We start from the raw sequence: 25473 nt of genomic DNA, 5'->3' as shown, positions 1-25473 counted from the left end.
GAGGGTTGCAACGCCGCTGTTCAGCTGATCTGCACCATCGTCCAGGCTCTTTGCACCATCGTTAACCTTTGCAACACCATCGGTGTAGGTCTTAAGACCTTCGGTGAGACTGTCAGCACCGCTTACGAAAGTAAGAGTACTGGTGGAAAGCTTCTTAAGGTTTTTGGTAATTGTTTTGTTACCATCAGCTGCTGTATTCAGTCCGTCTTCGATCTTTCCGGATCCGTCTGCAGCTTCCTGCATTCCGTCACCTGCTTCTGAGATAGAATCAAAAACGGTTTCTGTATAGGTTTCCGTAACCTTGGAAGCAATGTTATCACGAAGCTTCAGCATTGCTGTTTCACTGAGCTTGGAGGCGATATAGTTGGTTCCAGGGTTTGTCTCATAGGATAGCTCCATTTGCTTTGGCTCGTTGTCCATTACAGTGGCTGCGTTTGCGGAGAAATTTTCCGGAATTTTGATAACCATGTAATAGGTTCCATTGGCCAGACCGTCCTCTGCTGTCTTGCTGTCTACAATGTTAAATGCCATTGAGTCGTTGTCTTTCAGCTCATCCGTCATGTCCTTACCTATGCTTAAGGTCTTGCCATTATACTCGACAGGTTTGTCTTCGTTTACCACGGCCACTGGCAGGCTGTCTACGTTTCCGTAAGGATCCCACATGGATTTCAGAAACAGACCTGCATAGATGATCGGGATTACGATAATGGCGATTACGACGATAAGCATGAGCTTGTTACGAAGTAAGCTTTTCCATTCGTTTTTGATCATATTACCTATCCCTTTCTTATTAAATTGTATTATCAAACATAGTTGATTAATCAAACTTTATTCCAGTAATGGCGACGAGATCTATTAATCATATTAAAATCTATTAATAGCTTTATATTCCATTATCAAACAAAGTGTTGATTTTCTTTACGTGATGTATTATACTAAACACATACCACAGATACAACCATTAAATCTTTACTGAATGTATATTAATAGACGGAAATAATGGAAGTGTCTATTACAAATAAAAAACTGCATAATAGACAAAAAGTACGTTATTTCCTTTGAATTTATGTGCAGTTGGTAATATTAAATGCAGACAGGGTTCCTATGTTTCAACACAAATATGCAGCAGATATCTGGTATCGTGTAGGTCGGCGTCGTTAACAATTTTGATCTTGTCAATTCTTAACAACAGCAGATATCTGGTATCATGCAGATCGGCGTAGAGAAAGCGAATGCTTTTATTCGTTTGAAGGATGCATTATGCATTGTATGACAGTTGCAGAGTATCGTAAGTGACAGGTGATTGAGGCGGAGGAAACGTGCTTGCTTTTTTGAATTGCAGGGGGAATTAAGATGGCGGAAAAAGTTGACAGAAGAGTACGTAAGACCAAGGCACAGTTGCGAGCGGGGCTTGCCCGTCTTATGCAGAAGAAGAGCATTAAGGAGATTACGGTAAAGGAACTGGTGGAAGAAGTTGATATCAACCGCTCCACATTTTATCTTCACTATACAGATATCTATCAGATGCTGGAATCCATTGAGGCTGAATTGATGGAGGAAATCACGCATCTGGTGGCAGACTATCCTCTGGATCCTCTTAATAATAAGGAGAGCTCGTATCCTTTTATTGAGCAGATATTTACGATCCTGGATCATAATAAGGATATTTGTATCGCACTTCTTGGAAAGAATGGAGATATGGCTTTTGTGAATCGTATAGAAAAACTGATCGCAGATACAGTGCTGCATCGCTTGTCAATTCGTCTGCCGAAAGACAACCGTGATATTGAGTATGCGTATGCGTTTTGTCTGAATGGATGCGTGGGAATGATCAAGACATGGCTGTCTTCTGAGAATCAGGAGAGTACACAGCATATGGCAGAGCTGACACATAAGCTGATCGATAATACAACACACATGTATCTGGAGCAGGCACTTAGATAAGAGAAATGTCCGGATGCATGCTGTGAGTCTGGTAAAAAATAAAGAGTATTGTTTCACGTTTGTTTGAGGGAAAACTCATGTTTCACGTGAAACAGTACTCTTTTTTATTGGCTTTTTGTTGGTTTATAGCATTTCCACAAATTACTGCATGAAGCTCAACGGCTCCGAACATGAACAATGTTCTTTTGATACGTTGATTTCCAAAATTACTATAGATAAATTTTGATGCCGGATCATAAGTTGTTTTTACAGGAAAATAGCTACCTGTTCCAGGAAATGTTCCGGATCTTCCAGATGAGGAAGATGTCTGGTTTCCGGGATCACAGCGGTTTCAATGGAAGAATTCAGCTTCTGGTATTCCTCTGCGATAAGAGAAGCGGAAGCTTCTTTTTCTCCGGAAATAATATAGATGCATGCATCGGAAGATTCTACGGCATTATTAATGCTGATATTCAGGTATTTGCCAATGTAGCTGGAATACAGATATTTGGCGTTGGAACCACCCTTGTGAGCGGATTCATAATAGGTGTCTACCAGTGTATCTGTTACATGGAAGGGATTGTAGAACAGCTTTTCCATAAACAGACTGCTGATGGATTCGCGGGAAGCTACCATATGATAGATCAGAGTTCCGAAAATCGGAAGCTCGATAAAATACTTAAAGAGCTTGTTGTCTTTGCAAGGTGCCTGCTTCAGGGAACTGAAGCTTGGTGGATTGACCAGCATGATCTTGCGGAAATGGTCGGAATTGTTACGGTAAGCCATGATCGCAAAAGAACCTGAGAAACCACTGGCAATAACATCGGTTTCCTCACGAATCACATTCTTGGCAAAATCACAGAGTAACTGAGCAAATACAAAATTGGTATAAGTAATATCCGGTTTTTCGGAACGTCCACATCCAAGAAGATCAATGGTGTAAACTGTATGTTCGGTTGCGAGCTGCTTCTCTATGGCATTCCATTCATAACCGGAAGCGCCTGGCATGATATCATGAATAAGAAGAATAGGGGTGCCATGTCCCTGTTTTGTATAAAAAATCTTTCCAAAACGCCAGTCATAGGTTCTACTGTGTGGCTGTTCCAGCATATCTTTAAGCTGAGATGTGGCATCTATGAAACGGTTAGCAATATGAATAACACCTGCGGCAGTTCCGACTAAAGCTGCAAGAGTAAGTAGTCTGTGTCCATTTTTCTTCATTAAAAAGCCTCCTGGAATTCGTAAAAATAATCAGGACAGATGTAACGTAATTCAGGTATCTGATCTGATTTTTTCTGAATATTTCTTTGCTTTATTATACGACAGGAACGAAAAATTTACAATGCTTTTGTGGGAACCCTAACCTTGTTATTGTATGCTGACGCTACTGTCCATTCTGTTCTTGGCGATGATTGCTAAGTTGCTGTTCGTTCTGCTTTCAGTAACGCGCTTCGCAATGCAAAGAATTTATGTTGATCGCATAAATTGGTGCGGTATGGCTTCGGGCTTTCTGCGGCCTTTGTTCACAAAAAAAACTTACGGAATTTATCGTTGAACAGTAACGCTCGCTAAGTTGCTGTTCATTCTGCTTTCAGTAACGCGCTTCGCAATGCAAAGAATTTATGTTGATCGCATAAATTGGTGCGGTATGGTCTCGGGCTTTCTGCGACCTTCGTTTATAAAAAACTTACGGAATATTATCAGTGAACAGTAGCATAGCCAATATGCTTCATGATACATAGAAATCAGATTTCGAACCGAATCAAGTAAGTTCCTTGCTTTAATTGCGAAGAGCAATAAGCAGAGGGTGGGGACTTACTTGTATCAGGAGAAAGAAAAACTCCTTCTGATAAACGGCGAAGCAGTTATTTGGTTATGAGCAAGTAGCGAAGCGGATGCTGTTATCCGCTGGAATGCTTTTATACTTCAGTAAAATACCAAGTGTTTCACGTGAAACATTGGACTTGTTATCCGACAGAGCTGATGCTATACAGGATTACCGAGGATGATGTTGATAAGGGTTTTGTTCAGCATCAGTGTGCGGTTCCATGGATTGAGAATTACTCCCTCAACAGACGGCTCTTGCAATGCAGAAGCAAAAATCTTATCAATATCTGCGGTAAATGAGGACATGATCTTATCACTGCCTTTTAACTCTTCGTCAAAGCTGGTAAATGCAGCCCACCATTGCTTTCCATCGTTGGTTTTGATCGCATGAAGAGAAATTTTTCCATCACCTTTTGGAGGTTCTACAGCAATGATCAGCTGTGCCTGCTCCTGCATTCTGTGACGGATTACGGTGAGAGTATGAGCAAGCATTTCTTCGGTTGCTTCTTTTTGGAGTGCTGCAATGGCAGTTTCGATCTTTTCATTGCCATTTAAAGTCTTGTCTAATTGTTCTTTATAGAAATCGTTGCGATTATTTGTGGTGTTCATGTATAAAATATTCCTTTCAATCAGATGATAAATGACTAGTACAGCGAATATTAAGTAACCGCCATATTGACTTGTCTGATTTTTCATATGCTGCGTTGTCGTCAATCGCCGTAGCCACCGCTACGCCTCATTCCTTCGCCTTGCATATGAGAAAATCATCCTACGTCAATATAGCAGAAACTTAATTTTCGCTGTACTAGTACATTGTTTTCGAAATAACTATACCAATTACTTGTTGGTGAATCCGACTGCACAGATCTAAAAGTCTCAGCATAGCCAGCTACGCCTGCATTTTTATACCTGCACACTCGAATCCACATCCCACGCGATTAGTATAGTTATTTACGAAACAATGTATTAGCCGCAAACTGCAAGGAGTTTGCGAATGCTTTCTTTATGGATTATAGCATTTCAGGGGAAAATGAGGCAAGAGAAGAAGTATTTTTAACTGAATCAAATAAGTCCCCTGGTTCGATTTCGAAAAGCAATAATCAGGGGAACTTGCTTGCATCAGGAGAAGTGCAGGCTCCTTCTGATAAACTGCGAAGCACTTATTCGGTTATGAGCAAGTAGTGAAACGGATGCTTTTATCTGCTTGAATTAAATCAAGCAGTTTCCTGATTACTGATCACTCCGTTCTTGGTAATACACTTCGCGATGCACAGAAATTATGCTAATCACATAAATTTGCATGGTATGTCCAGGGCTTTCAGTGGTCTTTGCTCACAAAAAAACTCGGAGGATAATATTACCAGTTAACAGTAAGTCCCCTGCTTCAATTACGAAAAAGTAATAAGTAATAAGCAGTGGGTGGCGTGTATTAGGAAGAATGCAACGGCGTTTAGAAGCAGGGAAAAGAATAGTGGGCATGTCTAAAAACAAGGTACTGCACTAATTCATGTGGCCACTGTTATGGGTACATTGTAAGCAGGTCCTGATAAATTGCAAAGTAGCTATTGGGTGTAGAACTGCGTAGCGAATACGGGTATTTTTATTCGTTTGATCCCAAATTGGATAGATATGTTTGCACACTTGAAGGTGAGTTGCCAGATACTGTCATCAGTATTCCCCATGATTTCGGTCAGATGCTTTTGTGAACTGGATGGGGAATTAACAAGTTAAGTGAATGTAATAAAAATGTGTATTTATATGAAAAATGGAGGGTAAGGCGGAAAATATGGGGGATTTTATAGAAGAACGATATAAGAGTAAGGATGAAATAAAGAGAAATAAGAGATTATTTCTGTGAAGAGAACACTATGATAATGACAATAACACAAATGTTAAGTACGATAAAAAGGACTTTATAAAAGAAAATACTGGCAAATAAATAGAAATAATAGGATATTTACGAATGAAAAAAGCATTAAAGTACAAATTATAGTACTTTAAATAAAAAGTACGATAAAACGTACTTTATATGTATACACATATAAAAAAGTCTAAAAATGCAAAATGTGCACCTGCACACATGCGGCAAAAAGATAAAATATAGATCCGTTCCTACTTTAAACATGTAAAATTTTGATTGATCGAATAAAAGAAAGCAGCTGCTTCGATTACAAAAAACAATAAGCTGTGGGTGGGAAAATACTTGTGCTCTTCCTGATAAACTGTAAAATAGCTATTTTGTGTAAAACTATGATTGAATGCAAAAATTTTTGTCCGCATGACTGGGATAAAGAGAAGACAGGGAAGTGTTTTACGGCTTGATTTAGAAGAAAAAGCCTATTAAGTGAAATTTATTTTATGCCAGTTCTATGCCGGAACTTTATTCAGATACATTTTATATTGGATATTACAAAATGAAACTATGCTTGAAAAAGCCTTTAGTTAACATGTACATAACGAATATATAACAGGATTGGAAGAAAAATGAAATAAATACGCAAATCTTTCGTAAACATAATAAAATAAACAAAAATCGAAAATTCCAGTTTCATAATATTATATTTTTTTCACGAGAGATACATGTATTTCACGCTATAAAAACACTCCGGGAAAAGAAGTTTCCATTTACTATATATAGATGCTTTTGGGGAATATAAAGATAACAGCCACATTATTTTGTGGATGGAGTTTCTTGTATTTTTTACATGCTTTCGTGATACAGATAATGCCAGAGAGAATATATCGGAGTATTTTTTGATATTTCTCATTGATTTTATAATGTGTTCGTAACTGTTCAGTACCCTTGCAGTTACAAGTCAAACCGTGTCCTGGATCGATTTCGTTGATGGCATTTTTAACCGGATCGAGGAAGTCACTTGCTTCAATTATGAATATTGGTTTGATAATCTATCTTCGGATGTTTCACGTGAAACATCCGAAGACAGATTAAGAATAAAGAGTTATAACCCCATCTTTGACAATTGCAGAAATAAAAAACAGCTGTAGTTCGTGCTTATGTGATTTATGGTAGGTTTAATGTAGATTTTAATCGAATCAAGTAATTCACCTGCTTCAATTGTGAATTACAATAAGCAGTGGTTGGGGACTTGCTTGTATCAGGAGAAGTACAGTCTCCTTCTGATAAACTGCGAAGCATTTATTAAACTATGAGCAGTAGTGAAGAGGATGTTTTTATCCGCTTGACTTAAAAAATGTTTCGCAACAACGACAACTCATATGCGCTTTACGGTAGCGTGATATAGTTTTTAATCGAGTCAGGAGGTCCCCTGCTTCAAGTGTAAGAAGCAATAAACAGCGGTTGGTGACTTGCTTATATCAGGAAGAGTACAAGCAAGTTTTAATAAACTGCGGAGCAGTTATTCGGTGTAAAGCTGCGTAGCAACTGCGGATGCTTTTGTTTGTATGACTCGAATCAGGAGGTCCCACTGTTTTTGGCTTCAATTGCAAGAAACGATAAGCAGTGGTTGAAGAACTGCTTCTTATCAGGGAAGAGTAGTTTGTAGTCCTTTTGGTAAATCGCGAAGCAGTTATTCAGTGTAGAACTGCGAATGCGTTTACAGATGCTTTTATTCGCTTGATAATAATAGTAATGTTTTTAGCGTTCAGATAAAATTTGAAAATGCTATAAATGCTGTAAAAGAAAGGAATTTCGATGCCTATGTAGCAGTGTGCAAGGTTCCATAAAAGATAATATATCTATACCGAGAAAATCGAATTATTTTCGAGATTACGATAAATCAGAACAATTTCAGCAAAATATCTATAAATGGGAACTTCATTTCTCGGTACGTTTTTATGGCGTGATGGCGTAAAATATATAGTCTGATTGACAGCAAATAAAACTGGAAGTTTATGCGGAGTTGATGGACTTTATAATCGATGTACTGTTACTGTCAAACTTCTGTTTAGTCCGGAATGAGTTTGGGTATACTACACAATAAATAAAATAATTCAAAACCTATTTTCTATTGTTTCACGTGAAACATTATGTGGCAGTTTAAAAATAAAAGTGTTATAATGATATCCAATGAGTAAAAATCCCTTAAAAAAATAAAAAGGAGGGGTACAATGGGACGAATCATTGCAGTTGCCAATCAGAAAGGCGGGGTTGGAAAATCAACGACAGCCATCAATCTATCGGCCTGCCTTGCTGAAAAAGGGAAAAAGGTTCTTGCCATCGACATTGATCCGCAGGGAAATACGACCAGTGGACTTGGCGCAGACAAGAATGCAGTAGAAAACACCCTTTATGAGCTGCTGCTTGGAGAAGCAGAGACCAAGGATACCATTATAAAGAACGTTGTAGATAATGTTGACCTGATACCATCGAATATGAATCTTTCCGGTGCAGAAATTGAACTGGTTGATCTTGAGGATAAAGAATTTATTCTGAAAAAGATCACGGATAAACTTCGCCGGAAATATGATTACATAATCATGGATTGTCCGCCGTCACTGAGTATGCTTACAATTAATGCTTTGACAGCCGCAACCTCCGTTCTGGTGCCGATTCAGTGTGAGTATTATGCATTGGAAGGTTTGTCACAGTTGATACATACCATCGAACTGGTAAGAGACCGATTGAATAAGAGACTGAAGATCGAAGGCGTGGTCTTTACTATGTATGATGCCAGAACAAATCTGTCACTTCAGGTTGTAGAAAATGTAAAAGAAAACCTGGACCAGAATATATACAAAACGATCATACCGAGAAATGTACGACTTGCAGAGGCACCAAGCTATGGAAAACCGATCAATCTGTACGATTCACGATCTACAGGAGCAGAGAGTTATCGCCTCCTGGCAGAAGAAGTTATAGGCAGGGAGGACGAGTGATGGCTGGAAGAAGAACAGGAGGCCTTGGAAAGGGTCTTGACGCACTGATCCCGAACAAAGCAGGCGGTCCGTCAAAGGAACCTGCAAAAAAGACAAGATCTGCAGTTGTAAAAAAAGACAAACCAACTGAAAAAGATAATCCGGCCGCAGAACGACTTGTGAAAATTTCCAGCGTAGAACCAAATCTGAATCAGCCCAGAAGACATTTTGATGAGGATGCGCTGCTGGAACTTTCGGAATCCATTAAACAGTACGGTGTTCTTCAGCCGTTGTTGGTATCCGATAAGAAGGATTATTTTGAGATCATTGCAGGCGAACGCCGCTGGAGAGCTGCCAAGATGGCAGGACTCAAGGAAGTTCCTGTTGTTGTAAAAGAGTTTACAGACCAAGAAATCGTAGAAATTTCCTTGATCGAAAACATTCAGCGGGAAGACCTGAATCCTATAGAGGAAGCGATGGCATACAAACGTCTGATGGAAGAGTTTCACCTGAAACAGGATGAAATCGCAGACAGAGTTGCCAAAAGCAGAACTGCAGTAACTAATTCCATGCGTCTTCTGAAGCTTTCTTCAAAAGTTCAGGAAATGGTAATTGCAGATATGATCTCAGCTGGTCATGCGAGAGCACTTCTGGGAATTTCTGATGAAGCTCTTCAGGAAACAACAGCCATGAAGGTTTTTGATGAAAAACTCAGTGTTCGTGAGACGGAAAAACTTGTAAAGAATCTGGTTTCTCCTGCGAAAAAAGTAAAAACAGAGAAAAACACAGCAGAAGATGCCATTTATGAGAGCCTGGAAGAAAAAATGAAAGGTATCATGGGAACAAAGGTATCCATTCAGCGAAAGAAGAACAACAAAGGTAAAATTGAAATTGAATATTATTCCAGAGATGAACTGGAGAGGATCATTGATCTGTTCGAATCTATCAGATAGGAGGCAGAATGAGCGGGATTTTTGAAAGCATGGGAATTGATTCCGGGATTGTGATCATTGTTTTGCTGATCCTTACCATCATTCTTCTGATCAATGTGGTGAGTAGCAATATGCGTCTCAGCCGTTTGGAACGGAAGTACAAGATGTTTATGAGAGGCGGAGATGCACAGTCACTGGAAAAAGTTTTTGTAAGAAAATTTGCACAGATCGACCGGCTGTATGAAGCAAAGGAAGATCATGATCATGACATCAGCTTTATCAAAAAAAATATGAATGTAATGTTCAGCAAATATGGCGTTGAAAAGTATGATGCATTTGATGATGTAGGTGGAAAACTCAGCTTTGCACTGGCGCTTCTTGATAAAAACAATACGGGTCTGATCTTGAATGCGGTTCACAGCCGCGATAACTGTTTCCTTTATTTAAAGGAGATCGTAAAAGGTGAGTCCTATGTTGTACTTAGTCAGGAAGAAGTGGAAGCTTTGAGAAAAGCAGTAAACTTTGGCCTTGGTGAGATTGAGAAGGAATAAAAAACTGCAAAGAGTAAGAATATTTTTAATACAGGAGGAATATCATGTTAGACATTAAGTTTGTGAGAGAGAATCCGGAGGTTGTAAAGCAGAATATCCGCAATAAGTTCCAGGACAGCAAACTGGAGCTGGTTGACAAGGTTCTCGAACTTGATAAAGAAAACAGAGAGATCAAGCAGGAGGTTGAGGCTCTCCGTGCTGAGAGAAACAAGATCTCCAAACAGATCGGTGCTCTTATGGGCCAGGGAAAAAGAGAAGAGGCAGAAGAGGTTAAAAAACAGGTTGCTGCATCCGGAACTCGTATTGAGGAACTTTCTCAGAGAGAGAAAGAGGTTGAGGAAGAGCTTCTGAAAGATATGATGGTGATCCCGAACATCATCGATCCTTCTGTACCGATCGGTAAAGACGACAGCCAGAACGTAGAGATTGAGAAATTTGGTGAGCCGGTTGTTCCGGATTTTGAAGTTCCGTATCATACAGATATCATGGAGAATTTTGATGGAATCGATCTTGACAGCGCAAGACGTGTTGCCGGTAACGGATTCTATTATCTGATGGGTGATATCGCACGCCTTCATTCCGCAGTAATTTCCTATGCAAGAGATTTCATGATCAACCGGGGATTTACTTACTGCGTACCGCCTTTCATGATCAGAAGCAACGTTGTTACAGGCGTTATGAGCTTTGCGGAGATGGATGCTATGATGTACAAGATTGAGGGAGAGGATCTTTACCTGATCGGAACAAGTGAGCATTCCATGATCGGTAAATTCATTGACCAGATCATCCCGGAGGAAGAGCTTCCGAAGACACTTACAAGCTATTCTCCGTGCTTCCGTAAAGAGAAAGGTGCTCATGGACTTGAGGAGAGAGGTGTTTACCGTATCCATCAGTTCGAGAAACAGGAGATGATCGTTGTCTGCAAGCCAGAGGAGAGTAAGATGTGGTTCGACAAGCTGTGGCAGAATACAGTAGATCTGTTCCGTTCTCTTGATATTCCGGTTCGTACGCTTGAGTGCTGCTCCGGTGACCTTGCTGATCTTAAGGTAAAATCCCTCGATGTTGAAGCATGGTCTCCACGTCAGAAGAAATACTTTGAGGTAGGAAGCTGCTCCAACCTTGGAGATGCACAAGCACGTCGTTTGAAAATCCGTGTAAACGGCAAAGATGGCAAGAAATATCTTGCTCATACATTAAACAATACAGTAGTAGCACCTCCGAGAATGCTCATTGCTTTCCTGGAGAATAACCTGAATGCAGATGGATCTGTAAACATTCCAAAAGCTCTGCAGCCATATATGGGCGGTATGACAAAGATTGAGAAAAAGACACGCGCGTAAGAGAAACGCAGGCTTTTTCAGGGAGGTGTTCTTGTGCACAGTTATTTAAAGACCGTTGGTTTTTCACAGATTACCAGAAGAAGTGAAATAAAAGAGATCATCCGTGATGTGATCGCAAGCTACGATGAAAAGGTTTGCGTGGAAAATCATCCGGAAGGCGTATTTGTACAGTTTTCCAAGAATTATGGCTGTGACTGTGGAATCAGCGTTTGTGGTCAGTACGATGAGAACGGTGAGTTTCACGTGGAATATTATTTCCCATTTTTCAGGGGAACAGGAATCACATCCAAGGAAAAAGTGACTGTTGAACGTCATACAGATAAGGAATCTTATGCAGGAGCATGTGATGATTTGCGTATTGGCGTGACTATGATCTTTTATCTGCAGAATCTGGCAGAATATATGCAGGAGAAATACAAAGGCCTGAAAGACCCGGGGGACCGTCCGGTGACGGTTTCCGGTCTGGCTTCTGAGGGAAAGATCCTGTTTCCGCTGCAGAAGGATAAGGAAGCGGTAAAGGTGGAGAGAGAGCTTTCCAAAAACAGGACTAATCTGATCGCAGCAGCGCGTAATGGTGATGAGGAAGCTATGGAGAGCCTTACAATGGAGGATATGGATACTTACTCCATGATTTCCCAGAGAATTGTTACAGATGATGTTCTCACGATCGTGGATTCTTATTTCATGCCTTATGGAATCGAATGTGATCAGTATAATGTTCTTGGTGAGATTCTGGATATCATGAAATTTAAGAATATCCTGACAGGTGAAGAAATCTGCCAGATGACTATAGAGAGCAATGATATACAGTTTGATATCTGCATCAACAGCAAAGATCTTCTCGGTGAACCGGCAGTTGGACGCCGCTTCAAAGGAACAATCTGGCTGCAGGGTCAGCTGCACTATTAAGTTTTCGAATTTAGAATTAATTCTTGTAATTTCAAAATAAATATAGTAAAATAATGGTTGTGAAACTTTTGGAAGTGTTCGAAATGTTTCACAACCATATATGTCCATATAGCTCAGCTGGATAGAGCACTCGCCTCCTAAGCGAGGGGTCGGAGGTTCAAATCCTCTTATGGACGGGCTTCAAAGCGTTCGAAAATGTTAGCTGGATTAGCTGACAACGAACGCTTTTGTTATTTTCTAAACACGTTCGTGACACAAAATTCCATTCAAAAGGATCAATTTCCAGCTAACGCAATCCGATTTTTGTTAGCTGACAGCTAATCAAAATTACCGGTTTGCAAACATGGTTTTTAGGAAGTCTAGCTAACATTTGGGTTCCGCTCTGTTGTCACCCCTTATTCGGGGATGTAAATCAGAGAAAAGGCGGGAAAAGAAACAATTTCTCCCAAACCTGCAAACATAAATTAGCTGAAACAGTATTCACTTCTATTAGCTACAGCTAATGGTCAAACAGCAATGTCTGTTTGGAACTTTACTATCTATAAAAGTTCCAGGCAGGCATTTTTTAGTATCCTGAATCCTGGAGGAAAGGAGTCAAGATGACTGAGCCAAACAGACAATCAGGAGAAAACGAAGAAAGAATCATAGAAATTGAGATTGAGCGTCTTCGACCGTTCAAAGAGCATCCGTTTCAAGTGAAAGATGATAAGTAAATGTTTCTTCTGCAGGAAAGCATTGAGAAGTATGGCATCTTAAATCCGCTGATCGTTAGACCAGTACCGGATGGATACTATGAGATCATATCCGGCCACAGAAGAAAACATGCTGCGGAGAAGTTGGGATACCGTAAAGTACCGGTAATTATCCGGGTATTAAGTGAAGATGATTCCATTTTAAGTATGGTAGATTCCAATCTTCACAGAGAACGGATCAGTTACAGTGAAAAAGCTTTTGCTTACAAACTGAAAAATGACGTACTAAAAAGAAAGAGTGGTCGAAAAAAGAGCCAAGTTGACCACAAAAAACCAAGAAAACGATCGATAGATATTATCAGTGAGAATTGTGGTGATAGCCCAAAACAAGTGCAACGTTATATATCACTGACAAAGCTTATACCAGAAATGCTGCAGAAGCTGGATGATGAGATTATTTCTTTTTGTCCGGCCGTGGAGATAGCAGCACTGAAAGAAAATGAACAAAGAGAACTGCTTAAAGCAATGGATTATGCACAAGCGATTCCATCACTCTCACAGGCCCAGCGGATAAAGCAGCTGAGTAAAGAAAAACAGTTATCGCTAGAAAAGATGGAAGAAATCATGTGTGAAGTGAAAAAGGGTGAGATCACAAGAGTGGCATTCACAAACGAGCAGTTACACAAGTATTTTCCAAATTCCTATACACCGGCAATGATGAAACGGGAAATACTGGCACTGTTGAAATTATGGAAAAAAGAATCATGGGAAAGTTAAAGGAGGAAGAAATCATGTGTAAAGTTATATCCGTAGTAAACCAGAAAGGCGGCGTTGGAAAGACCACCACAACCGTAAATGTAGGCATTGGACTGGCAAGAGAAGGTAAAAAAGTGTTGCTGATCGACGCGGATCCACAGGGAAGTTTAACAGCAAGTCTTGGATATGAGGAACCGGATGATCTTCGCATCACACTGGCAACGATCATGATGGATGTCATCAACGAAGAAGAAATCTCTCTGGAAGATGGTATCTTACATCACCAGGAAAATGTAGATTTACTTCCGGCAAATATTGAGCTTTCTGCCCTGGAAGTAACGATGGGAAATGTTATGAGCAGAGAAATGATCATGAAGGAATATATCGATGCGATAAGATGCCGATACGATTATATCCTGATCGACTGTATGCCAAGCCTTGGTATGATGACAATCAATGCACTGGTCTCTTCTGATTCTGTTCTGATACCTGTGCAGGCCGCATATCTGCCTGTTAAAGGACTTCAGCAGCTGATTCTTACAGTAAAGAAAAGACTGAACCGAAAACTGGCGATTGAGGGCATTCTCCTGACTATGGTAGATTTCAGAACCAATTATGCAAGGGACATTGCATCAAGAGTACACACAACCTACGGAAGCCAGATCGAGGTATTTGAAAATGTGATCCCGATGTCTGTAAAAGCTGCTGAGACCAGTGCAGAGGGAAAAAGCATCTACATGTATTGTCCGAAAGGAAAGGTTGTAGAGGCCTATATGAACTTAACACAGGAGGTTTTGAAGAATGAAAAATAGAAGTGGCGAAAAGATTAAACTGGCAAGCATTGATGAACTGCTTGGTGTGGTAAATGAAGAATCTGCAATGGAGATAGAGATTAGTAAGATCCATCCGTTTAAAAATCATCCGTTCAAGGTGCTAGATGATGAAAAGATGCAGGAGCTAGTTGAAAGCGTAAAGATCAATGGCGTGCTAGCATTTATGTGGGAGTATATGAAAGTACCGGAGAATTCAAGAGAAAAAGTTAAGAATCTGCTTAAAGATGCAAATGAAAATGGAGTAAAATTAAGTCATCAGGCACCAACCTTGTATGATGTTGTCCCAAAAGAAGAAATTGCTGAATTTGAAGAGCTTATGCGCAAAACCATAGCTGACATTGTATCAGAAGCCAGTAGCGTTGCCTGTTGGGTGTATGTGCAGAAATATGTGAAACAGAAAACTCTTGATGAAATGCTGCAAGAATTGCCAGGAGTAGGCCAGTTTATCATTGTCATGGATACCTGGTTCGAAAGACTGATGGCGGATTAATAGAAGTTGTGATAGAATGAAGAAAACGATTTGATGTGCAAATCGGAAGTTGGAGGATACACGCATGAAAATTGTAATCATTAATGGAAGTGCCAGAAAAGGAAATACGCTGGCAGCAATCAATGCATTTATAAAAGGAGCGTCAGAAAAGAATAAAATTGAAATCATTGAACCCGACAAACTCAACATTGCACCATGCAAGGGATGTGGTGTCTGTCAATGCTCTAAGGGATGCGTCGATAAGGATGATACAAATCCTACAATTGATAAAATTGCTACCGCAGATATGATTCTTTTTGCTACGCCAGTTTATTGGTGGGGAATGTCAGCACAATTGAAATTAGTCATTGATAAGTGCTACTGCCGTGGATTGCAGTTAAAAATAAAAAGTGGGCACGATTGTTGTAGGTGGTTCTCCCGTAGACAGTATCCAGTATGAGCTGATTGATAAGCAGTTTGACTGTATGGCAAAATATCTTTCATGGGATATGCTTTTCAAAAAATCATATTACGCAACAGCCAGAGATGAACTTGAAAAAATAAGGATTCCATGAACGAACTTGAGTGGATCGGAAAAAATTTATAAAGCACACACCAAATTCCTGTTTTTAAAGCTGTACATGAAAATGTATGGCTTTATTTTATAAAAACACATTGACAATTATCTATGTATATGCTAATCTACACACATAGATAAATATCAATGCGAGGTAAATGAAATGGAACTAACAAATGTTGCATTAATCTGCAAGGCACTTGGAGATTCAAACAGATTAGAAATAGTGCAAATGTTGTCAGATGGCGAAAAATGTGGATGCAGGCTCTTGGAAAAATTTGAAATTACACAGCCAACCCTGTCTCATCATATGAAGATACTGGTGGAATGTGGATTGGTGAATGATCGCAAAGAAGGTAAATGGCATCATTACTCTTTGAATTGTGATACTTTATTAGAATTCAAGAATTTTATTGGCAGTTTGACATGTGAGTCATGCTGTGACAAAAAAGATAGCTGTTGTTAGAGTGGAAATGCTAAGATGAAGTTTTTTCAAAAGTATTTATCTGTGTGGGTCATTCTATGCATGATCATCGGTGTATCCATAGGACATTTTTTCCGATGATACCCAATATATTAAATAAGTTTGAATATGCAGGGATATCTATTCCTATGGCTGTATTAATCTGGATTATGATTTATCCAATGATGATTAAGGTGGACTTCAAAAGTGTCAAGTATATCAGCAAAAATCCGAAAGGATTATTTGTGACTTGGATCGTTAATTGGCTGATCAAACCATTTACAATGTATGGAATTGCATGCTTGTTCTTCTTTGTGTTATTCAGGGCATTTATTCCGGTTGAACTTGCTACAGAATATCTGGCTGGGGCAGTATTGCTTGGTGCAGCACCATGCACAGCAATGGTATTTGTATGGAGCAGTCTGGCGCAAGGGAATCCGGTATATACTGTCGTTCAGGTTGCAACGAATGATATTATCATTCTTTTTGCATTTGGACCGATTGTGAAATTTCTGCTGGGTGTGTCCAATGTAGCAGTGCCTTTTAATACAATATTTTTAAGTGTCGTGCTTTTTGTAGTAATACCGCTTGTTGGTGGAATTATTACCAGAATGGCTGTAATCAGAAAACATGATGAGAATTATTTAAACCAGCAGTTTTTAAATAAATTTGATTCAGTTACAACTATAGGGCTACTATTGACATTAGTGCTGATATTTATGTTTCAGTCGGAAGTTATTCTGAAAAATCCTATACACATAATACTGATTGCAATACCTTTGATAATTCAGACATTTTTTGATCTTTGGAATCGCATACGTAGCGTGTTATCTGTTAAAACTGCCACACAATATTGCAGCACCTGCAGGAATGATAGGAGCATCTAATTTCTTTGAACTTGCGGTGGCAGTGGCGATTGCATTGTTTGGAACAACAAGTGAGGCTGCACTTGCTACTACTGTGGGTGTCTTAACAGAAGTTCCGGTAATGCTTATGCTTGTAAGAATTGCAAATAAGACGAAAGGAAGGTTTCTATGACAGTAAGAGAAAAAGCAGAACTGATTGTAAAAGATATAAAGAAAGAACAGGGAACAAATCCGGTTGTTATTTTTAAGCAGATTGCAGAGAAGGAATATATCAGCATTCATGGACCGGAACACCATATATTAGATGGTGCAAGTTTGCTAGTAGCCTACAAAAACGCAGGTGGAGAGATAGACTTAGAACAGGCATTGGACAGGCTGATGTCAGAAGGACTTCGGATGCCGGGAGCAATGTGCGGTTTATGGGGAATATGCGGAGCAATCACATCCATTGGCGCTGCACTTGCAATCATCGACGGAACAGGTCCGCTTTCAACAGATGGAACATGGGGAAATCATATGCAGTTTACCTCGAAAGCAATCGGAGAATTAGGAGCCATAAACGGACCAAGATGTTGCAAGAGAGATGCAATGATAGCATTTAAGAATGGTATTGATTATGTGAATGCTCATTATGGAGTAACATTGCAATACGAACAAATGCAATGTGGATTCACAGATTTTAATGAGCAGTGTATAAAGGAGAGGTGTCCATTTCATGAGTAATGTAAAAGTGGCATTTATTTGTGTCCATAATTCCTGCCGAAGTCAGATTGCTGAGGCTTTTGGAAGACATCTGGCATCAGATGTGTTTCAAAGTTATTCGGCGGGTACAGAAACAAAACCACAGATTAACCAAGATGCTGTCCGTATTATGAAGGAATTATATAATATAGATATGGAAGCAGATGGGCAGTTCAGTAAGCTGGTTAGTGATATTCCAAATCCGGATATTGCAATATCAATGGGGTGTAATGTGGGATGTCCATTTATAGGAAGACCGTTTGATGATAACTGGGGACTTGAAGATCCAACAGGAAAAAGTGATGAGAAATTTAAGATAGTCATTGAAAAAATCAGAAAAGATATTTTGAAATTAAAAAATGGATTGGATAAGAGGTAGACAGCATCAGATTCCAGTTTGCAGAGCTGACAATCTATCATTTTATCAATGTAAGAAAAGTAATTACCAAAGAGAAGGGTTCATTATTCAATGTGAAGGTTTAGATGAAGATACTGGTGAAAAAGAGTACACTATGCTATGGAAACAAAAATAGAAATCGGAAGTTGTGGGAATAAAAAATATGGAATTAAGACTATTGCGCTATTTTCTGACGGTGGCAAAAGAACAGAGCTTTACAAAAGCAGCAGAACAATTGCATATTACTCAGCCAACGCTATCCAGACAAATGGCGGCATTTGAAGAGGAGCTTGGAGTAACATTATTTATTCGAAGCGGGAAGAAAATTTCGCTTACTGAAGAGGGGATTTTATTAAAAAGGCGTGCCCTGGAGATCCTTAATCTTGAGGAAAAAACACTTGAGGAACTGAAAGGAAAAGAAGATGTTGTAGAGGGAAATATAACCATTGGATGCGGTGAATTTGCAGCGGTGGAGACATTGGCGGAGATATGTAAAACATATAAAGAAAAATACCCGCTGGTTCAGATTGTATTGCATACTGCAACAGCAGATGCAGTGTATGAGATGATGAACAAAGGACTTGTAGATATTGCATTATTCATGGAGCCGGTGGACACCGAAGGTCTGGATTATATCCGGATCACAGATTGCGATCACTGGTGTGTTGGAATGCGGCCGGATGATCCGCTGGCAGAAAAAGAGTTTATAAGAAAAGAAGATCTTATTGGAAAACCATTGATCCTGCCGGAAAGAGTAAATGTTCAAAGTGAACTTGCCAATTGGTTTGGAAAAGACTTTTCGAAACTGCAGATTGCTTTTACAAGTAATCTTGGAACGAATGCCGGAGTTATGGCAGCAAATGGACTGGGCTATCCGGTATCCATCGAAGGTGCTGCAAAGTATTGGCGGGAGGATATTCTTGTACAGCGAAGAATTTCTCCTGAAATCACAACAAGTACTGTGATTGCCTGGAGACGAAACATTCCATATTCTCTGGCGGTCAGTAAAATGATAGAAGAAATAAATGCTTTTCAGGCATAGAATGGAATTCAATATAAGCATTAGACATAATAAAAATATCAGGTATAAAATAGATGTATAAGAGAAATTCAAATCTTATACATCTATTTTTATACGAAAAATTCGCAAAGAAAGGGGATTTTTATTATGAGTAAAAATTTAGTCGCATTTTTCAGTGCAAGCGGGACAACAAAAAAAGTAGCAGAAATGATTGCAGAGGAAGCAAAAGCGGATTTATTTGAGATTGAGCCAAAAGTTCCATATACAAAGGCTGATCTTGACTGGATGAATAAAAAATCCCGCAGCAGTGTGGAAATGAGTGATAAGAAATACAGACCGGAGATTATGAAGAAAAAGATGGATATGAGTTCTTATGATGAGATCCTTCTGGGATTCCCAATCTGGTGGTATGTAGCTCCGACAATTGTCAATACATTTTTGGAAGCCTATGATTTCAGTGGCAAAAAGATTGTGCTCTTTGCAACATCCGGTGGAAGTGGATTCGGTAATACTGTAAAGGAATTACAGCCATCTGCACCGGATGCGGTTATCACAGAAGGCAGCCTGTTAAACCGTGGAACAAAACAGGAAATCAGTGAGTGGGTAAAATCTTTATAAATAACAGTGCTATGGAGGTATACAGAAAATGGGAAAAATAGTACAGACAGCAGGAAGAAATACACTTGGTGAATTCGCACCGGAATTTGCACATTTTAACGATGATGTACTTTTCGGCGAAAACTGGAATAACCAGGACATCGACGTAAAAACAAGAAGTATCATCACAGTGGTTGCTCTGATGGCTTCCGGAATTACAGATTCTTCTTTAAAATATCATCTTCAAAATGCAAAAAATCATGGTGTAACACAAAAAGAGATTGCCGCAGTAATCACACATGTCGCATTTTATGCAGGATGGCCAAAAGCATGGGCTGTTTTCAATCTTGCAAAGGAAGTGTGGGAGGCAGGTGAAGGAGATTTACCATACGAAGAGGAAGCAATGCGGGCGCATGCAAAAGAGATGGTATTTCCAATTGGTGCACCAAATGATGGCTTTGCACAGTATTTTTCTGGCAGAAGTTTTCTTGCACCGATTTCCACTTCTCAGGTTGGCATTTTCAACGTGACATTTGAACCCGGATGCAGGAATAATTGGCATATTCATCATGCAAAAAGCGGTGGCGGGCAGATCTTAGTATGTGTAGCCGGCCGAGGGTTTTATCAGGAAGAAGGCAGGGATGCGGTAGAAATGAAACCGGGTGACTGTATTAACATTCCGGTAGATGTAAAGCACTGGCATGGGGCCGCTCCGGATGAATGGTTTTCCCATCTGGCAATTGAGGTGCCGGGAGTGGATTGTTCCAATGAGTGGTGTGAGGCGGTATCGGAGAAAGAGTACGCTGGATTAAGATAAGGAGAGCACTATGGAATACGGTAAACTCGGAAATACAGATATAGAAGTGTCAAAATTATGTGTGGGCTGTATGAGTTTTGGGAAAGCTGGAACCATGCATAACTGGACGTTGGATGAAGCTGAAAGTGAGAATGTTATCAAGCATGCACTTGATTTGGGATATAACTTTTTTGATACAGCAAATGGATATTCAGCAGGAACAAGTGAGGAATATTTAGGTAAAGCATTGAAGAAAAATGTAGCGAGAAATCAGGTTGTGATTGCATCCAAGGTATATTTTAATGAAGGTCGTTTATCAAGACAGGCAATCATGAGGGAAATAGATGGAACTCTGTCACGTCTTGGAACCGACTATCTTGATTTATATATCATCCATAGATTTGACTATGATACACCAATTGAAGAAACTATGGAGGCACTGCACGATCTGGTAAAAGCAGGAAAGGTCAGGGCACTTGGTGCATCTGCCATGTATGGATATCAGTTTTATAATATGCAGTTAGCCGCAAGAGACAATGGATGGACACCATTTTCTGCGATGGAGAATCATTATAATTTGCTTTACAGAGAGGATGAGAGAGAATTGCTACCAATTTGTAAGCAAATGAAAGTTTCGTTAATGCCGTATAGCCCTCTTGCAGCCGGACATCTGGCAAGACCACAGTGGAAATCAGAGTCTCTTCGTGGAACCACGGATAGGGTTGCCATGGGAAAATATGATAAGACTGAAGCGGAAGACATGCAGATAGTTAAACGTGTAGCGGAGCTTGCCGAAAAGTATAACTGCAAAATGTCCCAGATAGCCATTGCATGGCAGTGGGCAAAGGGAATTCTATCGCCTATTATTGGGGCAACCAAAACGCAGTATCTGGATGATTCAGCCGGAGCATTTGACATTAAATTAACTGCCGAAGACCTTGCATATCTTGAAGAGCCATATGTTCCACATGAGATAGTTGGTGCAATTGATAAAAATCCGGCACAAGGTGTTATTTTGCTTGATGAAAAGAAATAATAAAGAACTAGGTGTAGCCATATGAAGAAATATTTATCAGTTATTCTGGAAATTATCCTCACAGCCTGTCTGGTTGCATGTGGTAGTTCTAACAAGGATTCCGTGAACGATGATAAACAAGAGGTAAGACTGGGAAAAATGAATATGCCAGAGCGTGAGGTTGTAGAATTGCTGAGTAACGGAGACGTAGAATTAAAAATTTCGAAAGAATGAAATTACTGTTTTTCTATACGAAGAGCTCGACAGATTTTAGATAATTGCGATCTGTGAAGGATTTGCAATTTTAGGAATGATATTTTTGATTATCAGTTGATAGTCAACTTCCAGTTTGTTGAATTAAAAATGAAATAAAGTTTCAGTAATCATAGAGTGTATGGATTCAATTCCATATGCTCTTTTTCTTTTACTTAATTTCAAGAAAATGCAGAAATCTAATGTTACGAGTTTCTTACGAGTGGCATTTAAAAAAACTCGCAAGAAAACTCGTAAGAAAAAAAGTAAAAAAATTTGCTTTTGACCACTGTAAAACAGGCTCTGAGCGTTTCGTTATATGAAGGGATAATTTTTCTTTCATAATTCAAAGAAAAGAGGACAAAGAAATGTCAGAGAACTGGATGACGAAACAGGAATTGGTCTGATTGAGAAACGCAGACAGGGATTTGGAAAGGTGAACGTTATCTACGTGAAAACCTTTATGCCTGAGAAAACAGATGAGAAAAAATCTGGAGAGGAATTAAAGAAGTTTAAAAAACAAACTTCTGTGGAAAATGAGGAATCTACAGAAGTTTACAATTCAAACTTCATGAAGTCCCAAAATCAAACTTCTAGAAGTCCCGAAAACAAACTTCAAGAAGTTTACATTTCAAACCCTAATAATACTAATCTTAGTGATACTGAAATGAATGATAATAAATCTAATCATATCATATCTGTGGATGAGAAAAGATTTGATAGCGATAATCGCTCTGAGGATTATCAGGCTTATGAAAACCTTGTCAAAGAGACCATTGATTATGAATCACTGGAAGTAACCCATCATGACGATATGCGACAGGTAGATGAAATCGTGAACCTGATCGTAGAGACTGTGATGTGTAAAAATGACAAGATCTTGATTGCCAGCAACTGGTATCCGGCATCACTGGTGAAGAAAAAATTTCTGATGCTGACCTATTCACATATCGAGTATGTCTTACACTGTATGAGTGGTAACACCACAAAGGTGAAGAACATCAAGAAATATTTATTAGCAGCCCTGTTTAATGCACCGTCAACGATGAACGGGTATTATCAGGCAGAGGTGAACCATGATATGCCAGGACTGGTAAGATAGGAGGTGCACATGTTTATTTTAAAACTTGCTGGAAAGATATTATTACTGCCGGTATGGCTGATCCTTTTTGTGATCGGCCTGGCAGTGAAGATGACAGTACAGACTTATGCGGTTGTAAGGGGAATCCTTGGTTTTATATTCACTTTGTTGATTATAGCAACTGCATACTGTTACCATGACTGGGTACAGGTTGTATTCCTGTTTGCGCTGAGTGTTATTCTGTATCTGATCCTGTTTGCAGGAGTGTTCGTAGATACTGTACTGGACATGACAAGAGAACGTATTATTGATTTTATTATATCGTGAGGAGGATATGAAAATGAGCGAAAACAATGATTATATTCAGTTACTACCACTTAAAAAAGACACACCGTCCGATGTGGTAGCATTTATGTGGTAGTACATGAAAGTACCGGAGAATTCAAGAGAAAAAGTTAAGAATCTGCTTAAAGATGCAAATGAAAATGGCGTAAAATTAAGTCATCAGGCACCAACACTGTATGATGTTGTCCCAAAAGAAGAAATTGCTGAATTTGAAGAGCTTATGCGCAAAACCATAGCTGACATTGTATCAGAAGCCAGTGGCGTTGCCTGTTGGGTGTATGTGCAGAAATATGTGAAGCACAAAACCCTAAACGAAATGCTGCAAGAATTGCCAGACGTAGGTCAATTCATCCTAGCTATGGATACCTGGTTTGAAAAACTGATGGAGAAATAATCTAGGAAAATAGTTTAAAGTTTACATGTTATGATCATGTATGAAGTTGGAACAGAATAAAAGATTGTGCTATACTATTGTTCAAGAAAAAAACTCATTGACATATTTCAATCTATTTAGGAGGATAAATGATCATGTGTACAGCAGCAACTTATAAAACAAAAGATTTTTACTTTGGACGAACCCTCGATTATGAATTCTCTTATGGTGATCAGATAGTAATTACACCACGTAATTATGCGTTTAATTTTCGCCATGTTGACGATATGAAAAATCATTATGCAATTATTGGAATGGCTCATGTTGCAGAGGATTATCCTTTGTATTATGATGCTATGAATGAAAAAGGAGTGGCAATGGCAGGACTGAATTTTGTCGGAAATGCTGTTTATTCCGCGATTAAGCCAGATGTGGAAAATATTGCACAGTTTGAATTTATTCCGTGGATTTTAAGTCAGTGTTCTTCTTTAGTTGAAGTTCGCGAGCTTCTTGAACGAATTAATATTGTTAATACTCCTTTCAGCGAGCAATTACCATTAGCACAATTACACTGGATCATTTCTGATGAGAATGAGTCAATTACGGTAGAATCTATGTCGGATGGTTTGCATATTTATGACAATCCAGTAGGAGTGCTTACGAATAATCCGCCATTTCCACAGCAGATGTTTCAACTAAATAATTATATGTATTTATCTCCTAAACAGCCCAGAAATACTTTCTGCGAAAATTTGGCTCTTGATGCATATAGTAGAGGTATGGGAGGATTAGGTCTTCCGGGAGATCTCTCATCTTCCTCACGCTTTGTACGTGTAGCTTTTACAAAGGTAAATGCAATTTCAGGTGAATCAGAGGAAGAAAGCGTTAGCCAATTCTTCCACATTCTCGGATCTGTGGATCAGCAACGAGGATGTTGCGAAGTAGCGGATGGAAAATATGAAATCACATTGTATACGTCGTGTTGTAATGTTACAAAAGGTATTTATTATTACAATACTTATGAAAACCATCAGATCAGTGCAGTAGATATGCATGTAGAAAATCTGGATAGTGATAAAATGATTTGTTATCCAGTAATTCAAGGAGAACGAATCAACTATCAAAATAAATAATGTTTTGAAATCAGGGATGAGGTAGAAAGGAAAGTTCCATGACAAAAGATGAAGTAAAAAAACTCAGGATGAACAGTCCGGAATCACTACAGTTTTTAAATAATGCTACAAAATTTTATAATTTAATGATGATGTATCGTTGTGCTATTCGGGAGATACAAACTAAACTTGAGGTTTTGGATGATGAATTTTCAGTTGAGAACAATCGAAATCCTATTTCTTTTATAAAAACAAGAATTAAGAAGCCCAATAGTATTTACGATAAACTGCAGAAGATGGGATATGAATTTACAACAGAAAATATACAGACATATCTCAATGATGTAGCAGGCGTTCGAATAGTTTGTGCGTTTATTGACGATATTTATATGATATCAGATTTGATTACTCAACAGGATGATATTAAAGTTATTGAAATAAAAGATTATATAAAAAATCCAAAATCGAATGGTTATCGAAGCTATCATATGATTGTCGAAATACCAGTATTTTTTGCTAAGGGTAAAACACCTATGCGTGTAGAATTACAGATTCGAACCAATGGTATGGATTTCTGGGCAACATTGGAACATCAACTTCGCTATAAAAAAGGAATTGAAGAAATGCCTGGCTATGATGAGATAAGTGAAGAATTACTTCATTCTGCAAGAGCTATCATTGAAGCAGATAATGAAATGCAGAGAATAAAAGACAAAATTGGTATGTTCCACGAAATTTAGGGAGAAAACTGAGCAAGTAGGAAGGTGGA

At 39.0% G+C, this 25473-nt stretch carries 26 protein-coding genes, 1 tRNA gene and 1 pseudogene; 25 read left to right on the top strand and 3 right to left on the bottom strand.

Annotated features, from left to right (window positions below; genetic code table 11):
• Nucleotides 1-771: YhgE/Pip domain-containing protein (locus CK1_RS12285; protein WP_306288900.1), on the bottom strand; the 771-nt coding region annotated here is incomplete at its 3' end.
• A gap of 582 nt (nt 772-1353) precedes the next feature.
• Between CK1_RS12285 and CK1_RS12280 the strand changes: the two genes are divergently transcribed.
• On the top strand, nt 1354-1944 hold the full coding sequence (locus tag CK1_RS12280; RefSeq protein WP_015526541.1) for a TetR-like C-terminal domain-containing protein: 591 nt from the start codon (nt 1354-1356) through the stop codon (nt 1942-1944).
• A 246-nt stretch (nt 1945-2190) separates the two neighbouring features.
• Here the strand turns inward: CK1_RS12280 and CK1_RS12275 are convergent, their stop codons facing one another.
• Complete coding sequence (locus tag CK1_RS12275; RefSeq protein WP_015526540.1) at nt 2191-3144, bottom strand: alpha/beta fold hydrolase; 954 nt, start codon at nt 3142-3144, stop codon at nt 2191-2193.
• A gap of 765 nt (nt 3145-3909) precedes the next feature.
• Nucleotides 3910-4359, bottom strand: coding sequence for an SseB family protein (locus CK1_RS12270; protein ID WP_015526539.1), 450 nt, complete (start codon nt 4357-4359; stop codon nt 3910-3912).
• A gap of 3480 nt (nt 4360-7839) precedes the next feature.
• Here CK1_RS12270 and CK1_RS12265 point away from each other — a divergent pair.
• The 24 genes and pseudogenes from CK1_RS12265 (at nt 7840) to CK1_RS12145 (ending at nt 25444) form a co-directional block, all read left to right on the top strand.
• Nucleotides 7840-8607, top strand: coding sequence for a ParA family protein (locus tag CK1_RS12265; RefSeq protein WP_015526537.1), 768 nt, complete (start codon nt 7840-7842; stop codon nt 8605-8607).
• Nucleotides 8607-9539 carry a ParB/RepB/Spo0J family partition protein gene (locus CK1_RS12260; protein ID WP_015526536.1) on the top strand — a complete coding sequence of 311 codons (933 nt, stop codon included), beginning with the start codon at nt 8607-8609 and terminating at the stop codon, nt 9537-9539. The genes CK1_RS12265 and CK1_RS12260 overlap by 1 nt, the downstream gene beginning before the upstream one ends.
• Before the next feature lie 8 nt (nt 9540-9547).
• A complete protein-coding gene (locus tag CK1_RS12255; protein WP_015526535.1) occupies nt 9548-10069 on the top strand; it encodes a DUF4446 family protein in 522 nt (173 codons plus the stop codon).
• A gap of 44 nt (nt 10070-10113) precedes the next feature.
• On the top strand, nt 10114-11409 hold the full coding sequence (gene serS / locus CK1_RS12250; protein WP_015526534.1) for a serine--tRNA ligase: 1296 nt from the start codon (nt 10114-10116) through the stop codon (nt 11407-11409).
• Between the two features lie 33 nt (nt 11410-11442).
• Nucleotides 11443-12318, top strand: a complete 876-nt coding sequence (locus CK1_RS12245) for a DUF3881 family protein (RefSeq protein ID WP_021650156.1) — start codon at nt 11443-11445, stop codon at nt 12316-12318.
• Nucleotides 12319-12420: 102 nt separating this feature from the next.
• A tRNA-Arg gene (locus tag CK1_RS12240) sits at nt 12421-12494 on the top strand.
• A 537-nt stretch (nt 12495-13031) separates the two neighbouring features.
• The gene (locus tag CK1_RS12235) at nt 13032-13787 is read left to right on the top strand and encodes a ParB/RepB/Spo0J family partition protein (protein ID WP_015526532.1); all 756 of its coding nucleotides are present in this window, start codon (nt 13032-13034) and stop codon (nt 13785-13787) included.
• A 14-nt stretch (nt 13788-13801) separates the two neighbouring features.
• Nucleotides 13802-14578 carry a ParA family protein gene (locus CK1_RS12230; protein WP_114001998.1) on the top strand — a complete coding sequence of 259 codons (777 nt, stop codon included), beginning with the start codon at nt 13802-13804 and terminating at the stop codon, nt 14576-14578.
• Nucleotides 14568-15089 (top strand): ParB N-terminal domain-containing protein, encoded by a 522-nt coding sequence (locus CK1_RS18370; protein WP_015526530.1) that lies wholly within the window; start codon nt 14568-14570, stop codon nt 15087-15089. Before CK1_RS12230 ends, CK1_RS18370 begins: the two co-directional genes overlap by 11 nt.
• Before the next feature lie 64 nt (nt 15090-15153).
• Nucleotides 15154-15528, top strand: a complete 375-nt coding sequence (locus tag CK1_RS12215) for a flavodoxin family protein (RefSeq protein WP_015526529.1) — start codon at nt 15154-15156, stop codon at nt 15526-15528.
• Between the two features lie 280 nt (nt 15529-15808).
• The gene (locus CK1_RS12210; RefSeq protein ID WP_082413811.1) at nt 15809-16111 is read left to right on the top strand and encodes an ArsR/SmtB family transcription factor; all 303 of its coding nucleotides are present in this window, start codon (nt 15809-15811) and stop codon (nt 16109-16111) included.
• Nucleotides 16112-16126: 15 nt separating this feature from the next.
• Nucleotides 16127-17146 (top strand): annotated as a pseudogene (gene arsB, locus CK1_RS12205) (ACR3 family arsenite efflux transporter).
• Nucleotides 17143-17697, top strand: a complete 555-nt coding sequence (locus CK1_RS12200; RefSeq protein ID WP_015526525.1) for a DUF5714 domain-containing protein — start codon at nt 17143-17145, stop codon at nt 17695-17697. Before arsB ends, CK1_RS12200 begins: the two are co-directional and overlap by 4 nt.
• Nucleotides 17690-18094 (top strand): arsenate reductase ArsC, encoded by a 405-nt coding sequence (locus CK1_RS12195; RefSeq protein WP_015526524.1) that lies wholly within the window; start codon nt 17690-17692, stop codon nt 18092-18094. The genes CK1_RS12200 and CK1_RS12195 overlap by 8 nt, the downstream gene beginning before the upstream one ends.
• Before the next feature lie 181 nt (nt 18095-18275).
• Entirely contained in the window at nt 18276-19154 is an 879-nt protein-coding gene (locus CK1_RS12190; RefSeq protein ID WP_021650153.1) for a LysR family transcriptional regulator, read from the top strand.
• Nucleotides 19155-19280: 126 nt separating this feature from the next.
• Entirely contained in the window at nt 19281-19751 is a 471-nt protein-coding gene (locus CK1_RS12185) for a flavodoxin (RefSeq protein ID WP_005426704.1), read from the top strand.
• Between the two features lie 28 nt (nt 19752-19779).
• Entirely contained in the window at nt 19780-20547 is a 768-nt protein-coding gene (locus tag CK1_RS12180) for a carboxymuconolactone decarboxylase family protein (RefSeq protein ID WP_015526521.1), read from the top strand.
• Between the two features lie 10 nt (nt 20548-20557).
• On the top strand, nt 20558-21562 hold the full coding sequence (locus CK1_RS12175) for an aldo/keto reductase (protein WP_015526520.1): 1005 nt from the start codon (nt 20558-20560) through the stop codon (nt 21560-21562).
• Nucleotides 21563-21583: 21 nt separating this feature from the next.
• On the top strand, nt 21584-21775 hold the full coding sequence (locus CK1_RS12170; protein ID WP_015526519.1) for a hypothetical protein: 192 nt from the start codon (nt 21584-21586) through the stop codon (nt 21773-21775).
• A gap of 685 nt (nt 21776-22460) precedes the next feature.
• Nucleotides 22461-22895: a DUF6017 domain-containing protein gene (locus tag CK1_RS12165; RefSeq protein ID WP_278655461.1), complete on the top strand. Its 435-nt coding sequence runs from the start codon at nt 22461-22463 to the stop codon at nt 22893-22895.
• A gap of 9 nt (nt 22896-22904) precedes the next feature.
• On the top strand, nt 22905-23201 hold the full coding sequence (locus CK1_RS12160; RefSeq protein WP_015526518.1) for a hypothetical protein: 297 nt from the start codon (nt 22905-22907) through the stop codon (nt 23199-23201).
• 97 nt (nt 23202-23298) lie between these two features.
• Nucleotides 23299-23613, top strand: coding sequence for a hypothetical protein (locus tag CK1_RS12155; RefSeq protein WP_015526516.1), 315 nt, complete (start codon nt 23299-23301; stop codon nt 23611-23613).
• Nucleotides 23614-23747: 134 nt separating this feature from the next.
• The gene (gene bsh, locus CK1_RS12150) at nt 23748-24725 is read left to right on the top strand and encodes a choloylglycine hydrolase (RefSeq protein WP_015526515.1); all 978 of its coding nucleotides are present in this window, start codon (nt 23748-23750) and stop codon (nt 24723-24725) included.
• 38 nt (nt 24726-24763) lie between these two features.
• Nucleotides 24764-25444 carry a GTP pyrophosphokinase gene (locus CK1_RS12145; RefSeq protein WP_005347231.1) on the top strand — a complete coding sequence of 227 codons (681 nt, stop codon included), beginning with the start codon at nt 24764-24766 and terminating at the stop codon, nt 25442-25444.
• The last annotated feature ends 29 nt before the right edge of the window (nt 25445-25473 follow it).

The sequence above is a fragment of the Ruminococcus sp. SR1/5 genome (genome assembly GCF_000209835.1).
GTDB lineage: Bacteria > Bacillota > Clostridia > Lachnospirales > Lachnospiraceae > Blautia_A > Blautia_A fusiformis.
Note: the sequence above shows the minus strand (reverse complement) of the source record. Positions and strands in the feature narration are given on the sequence as shown.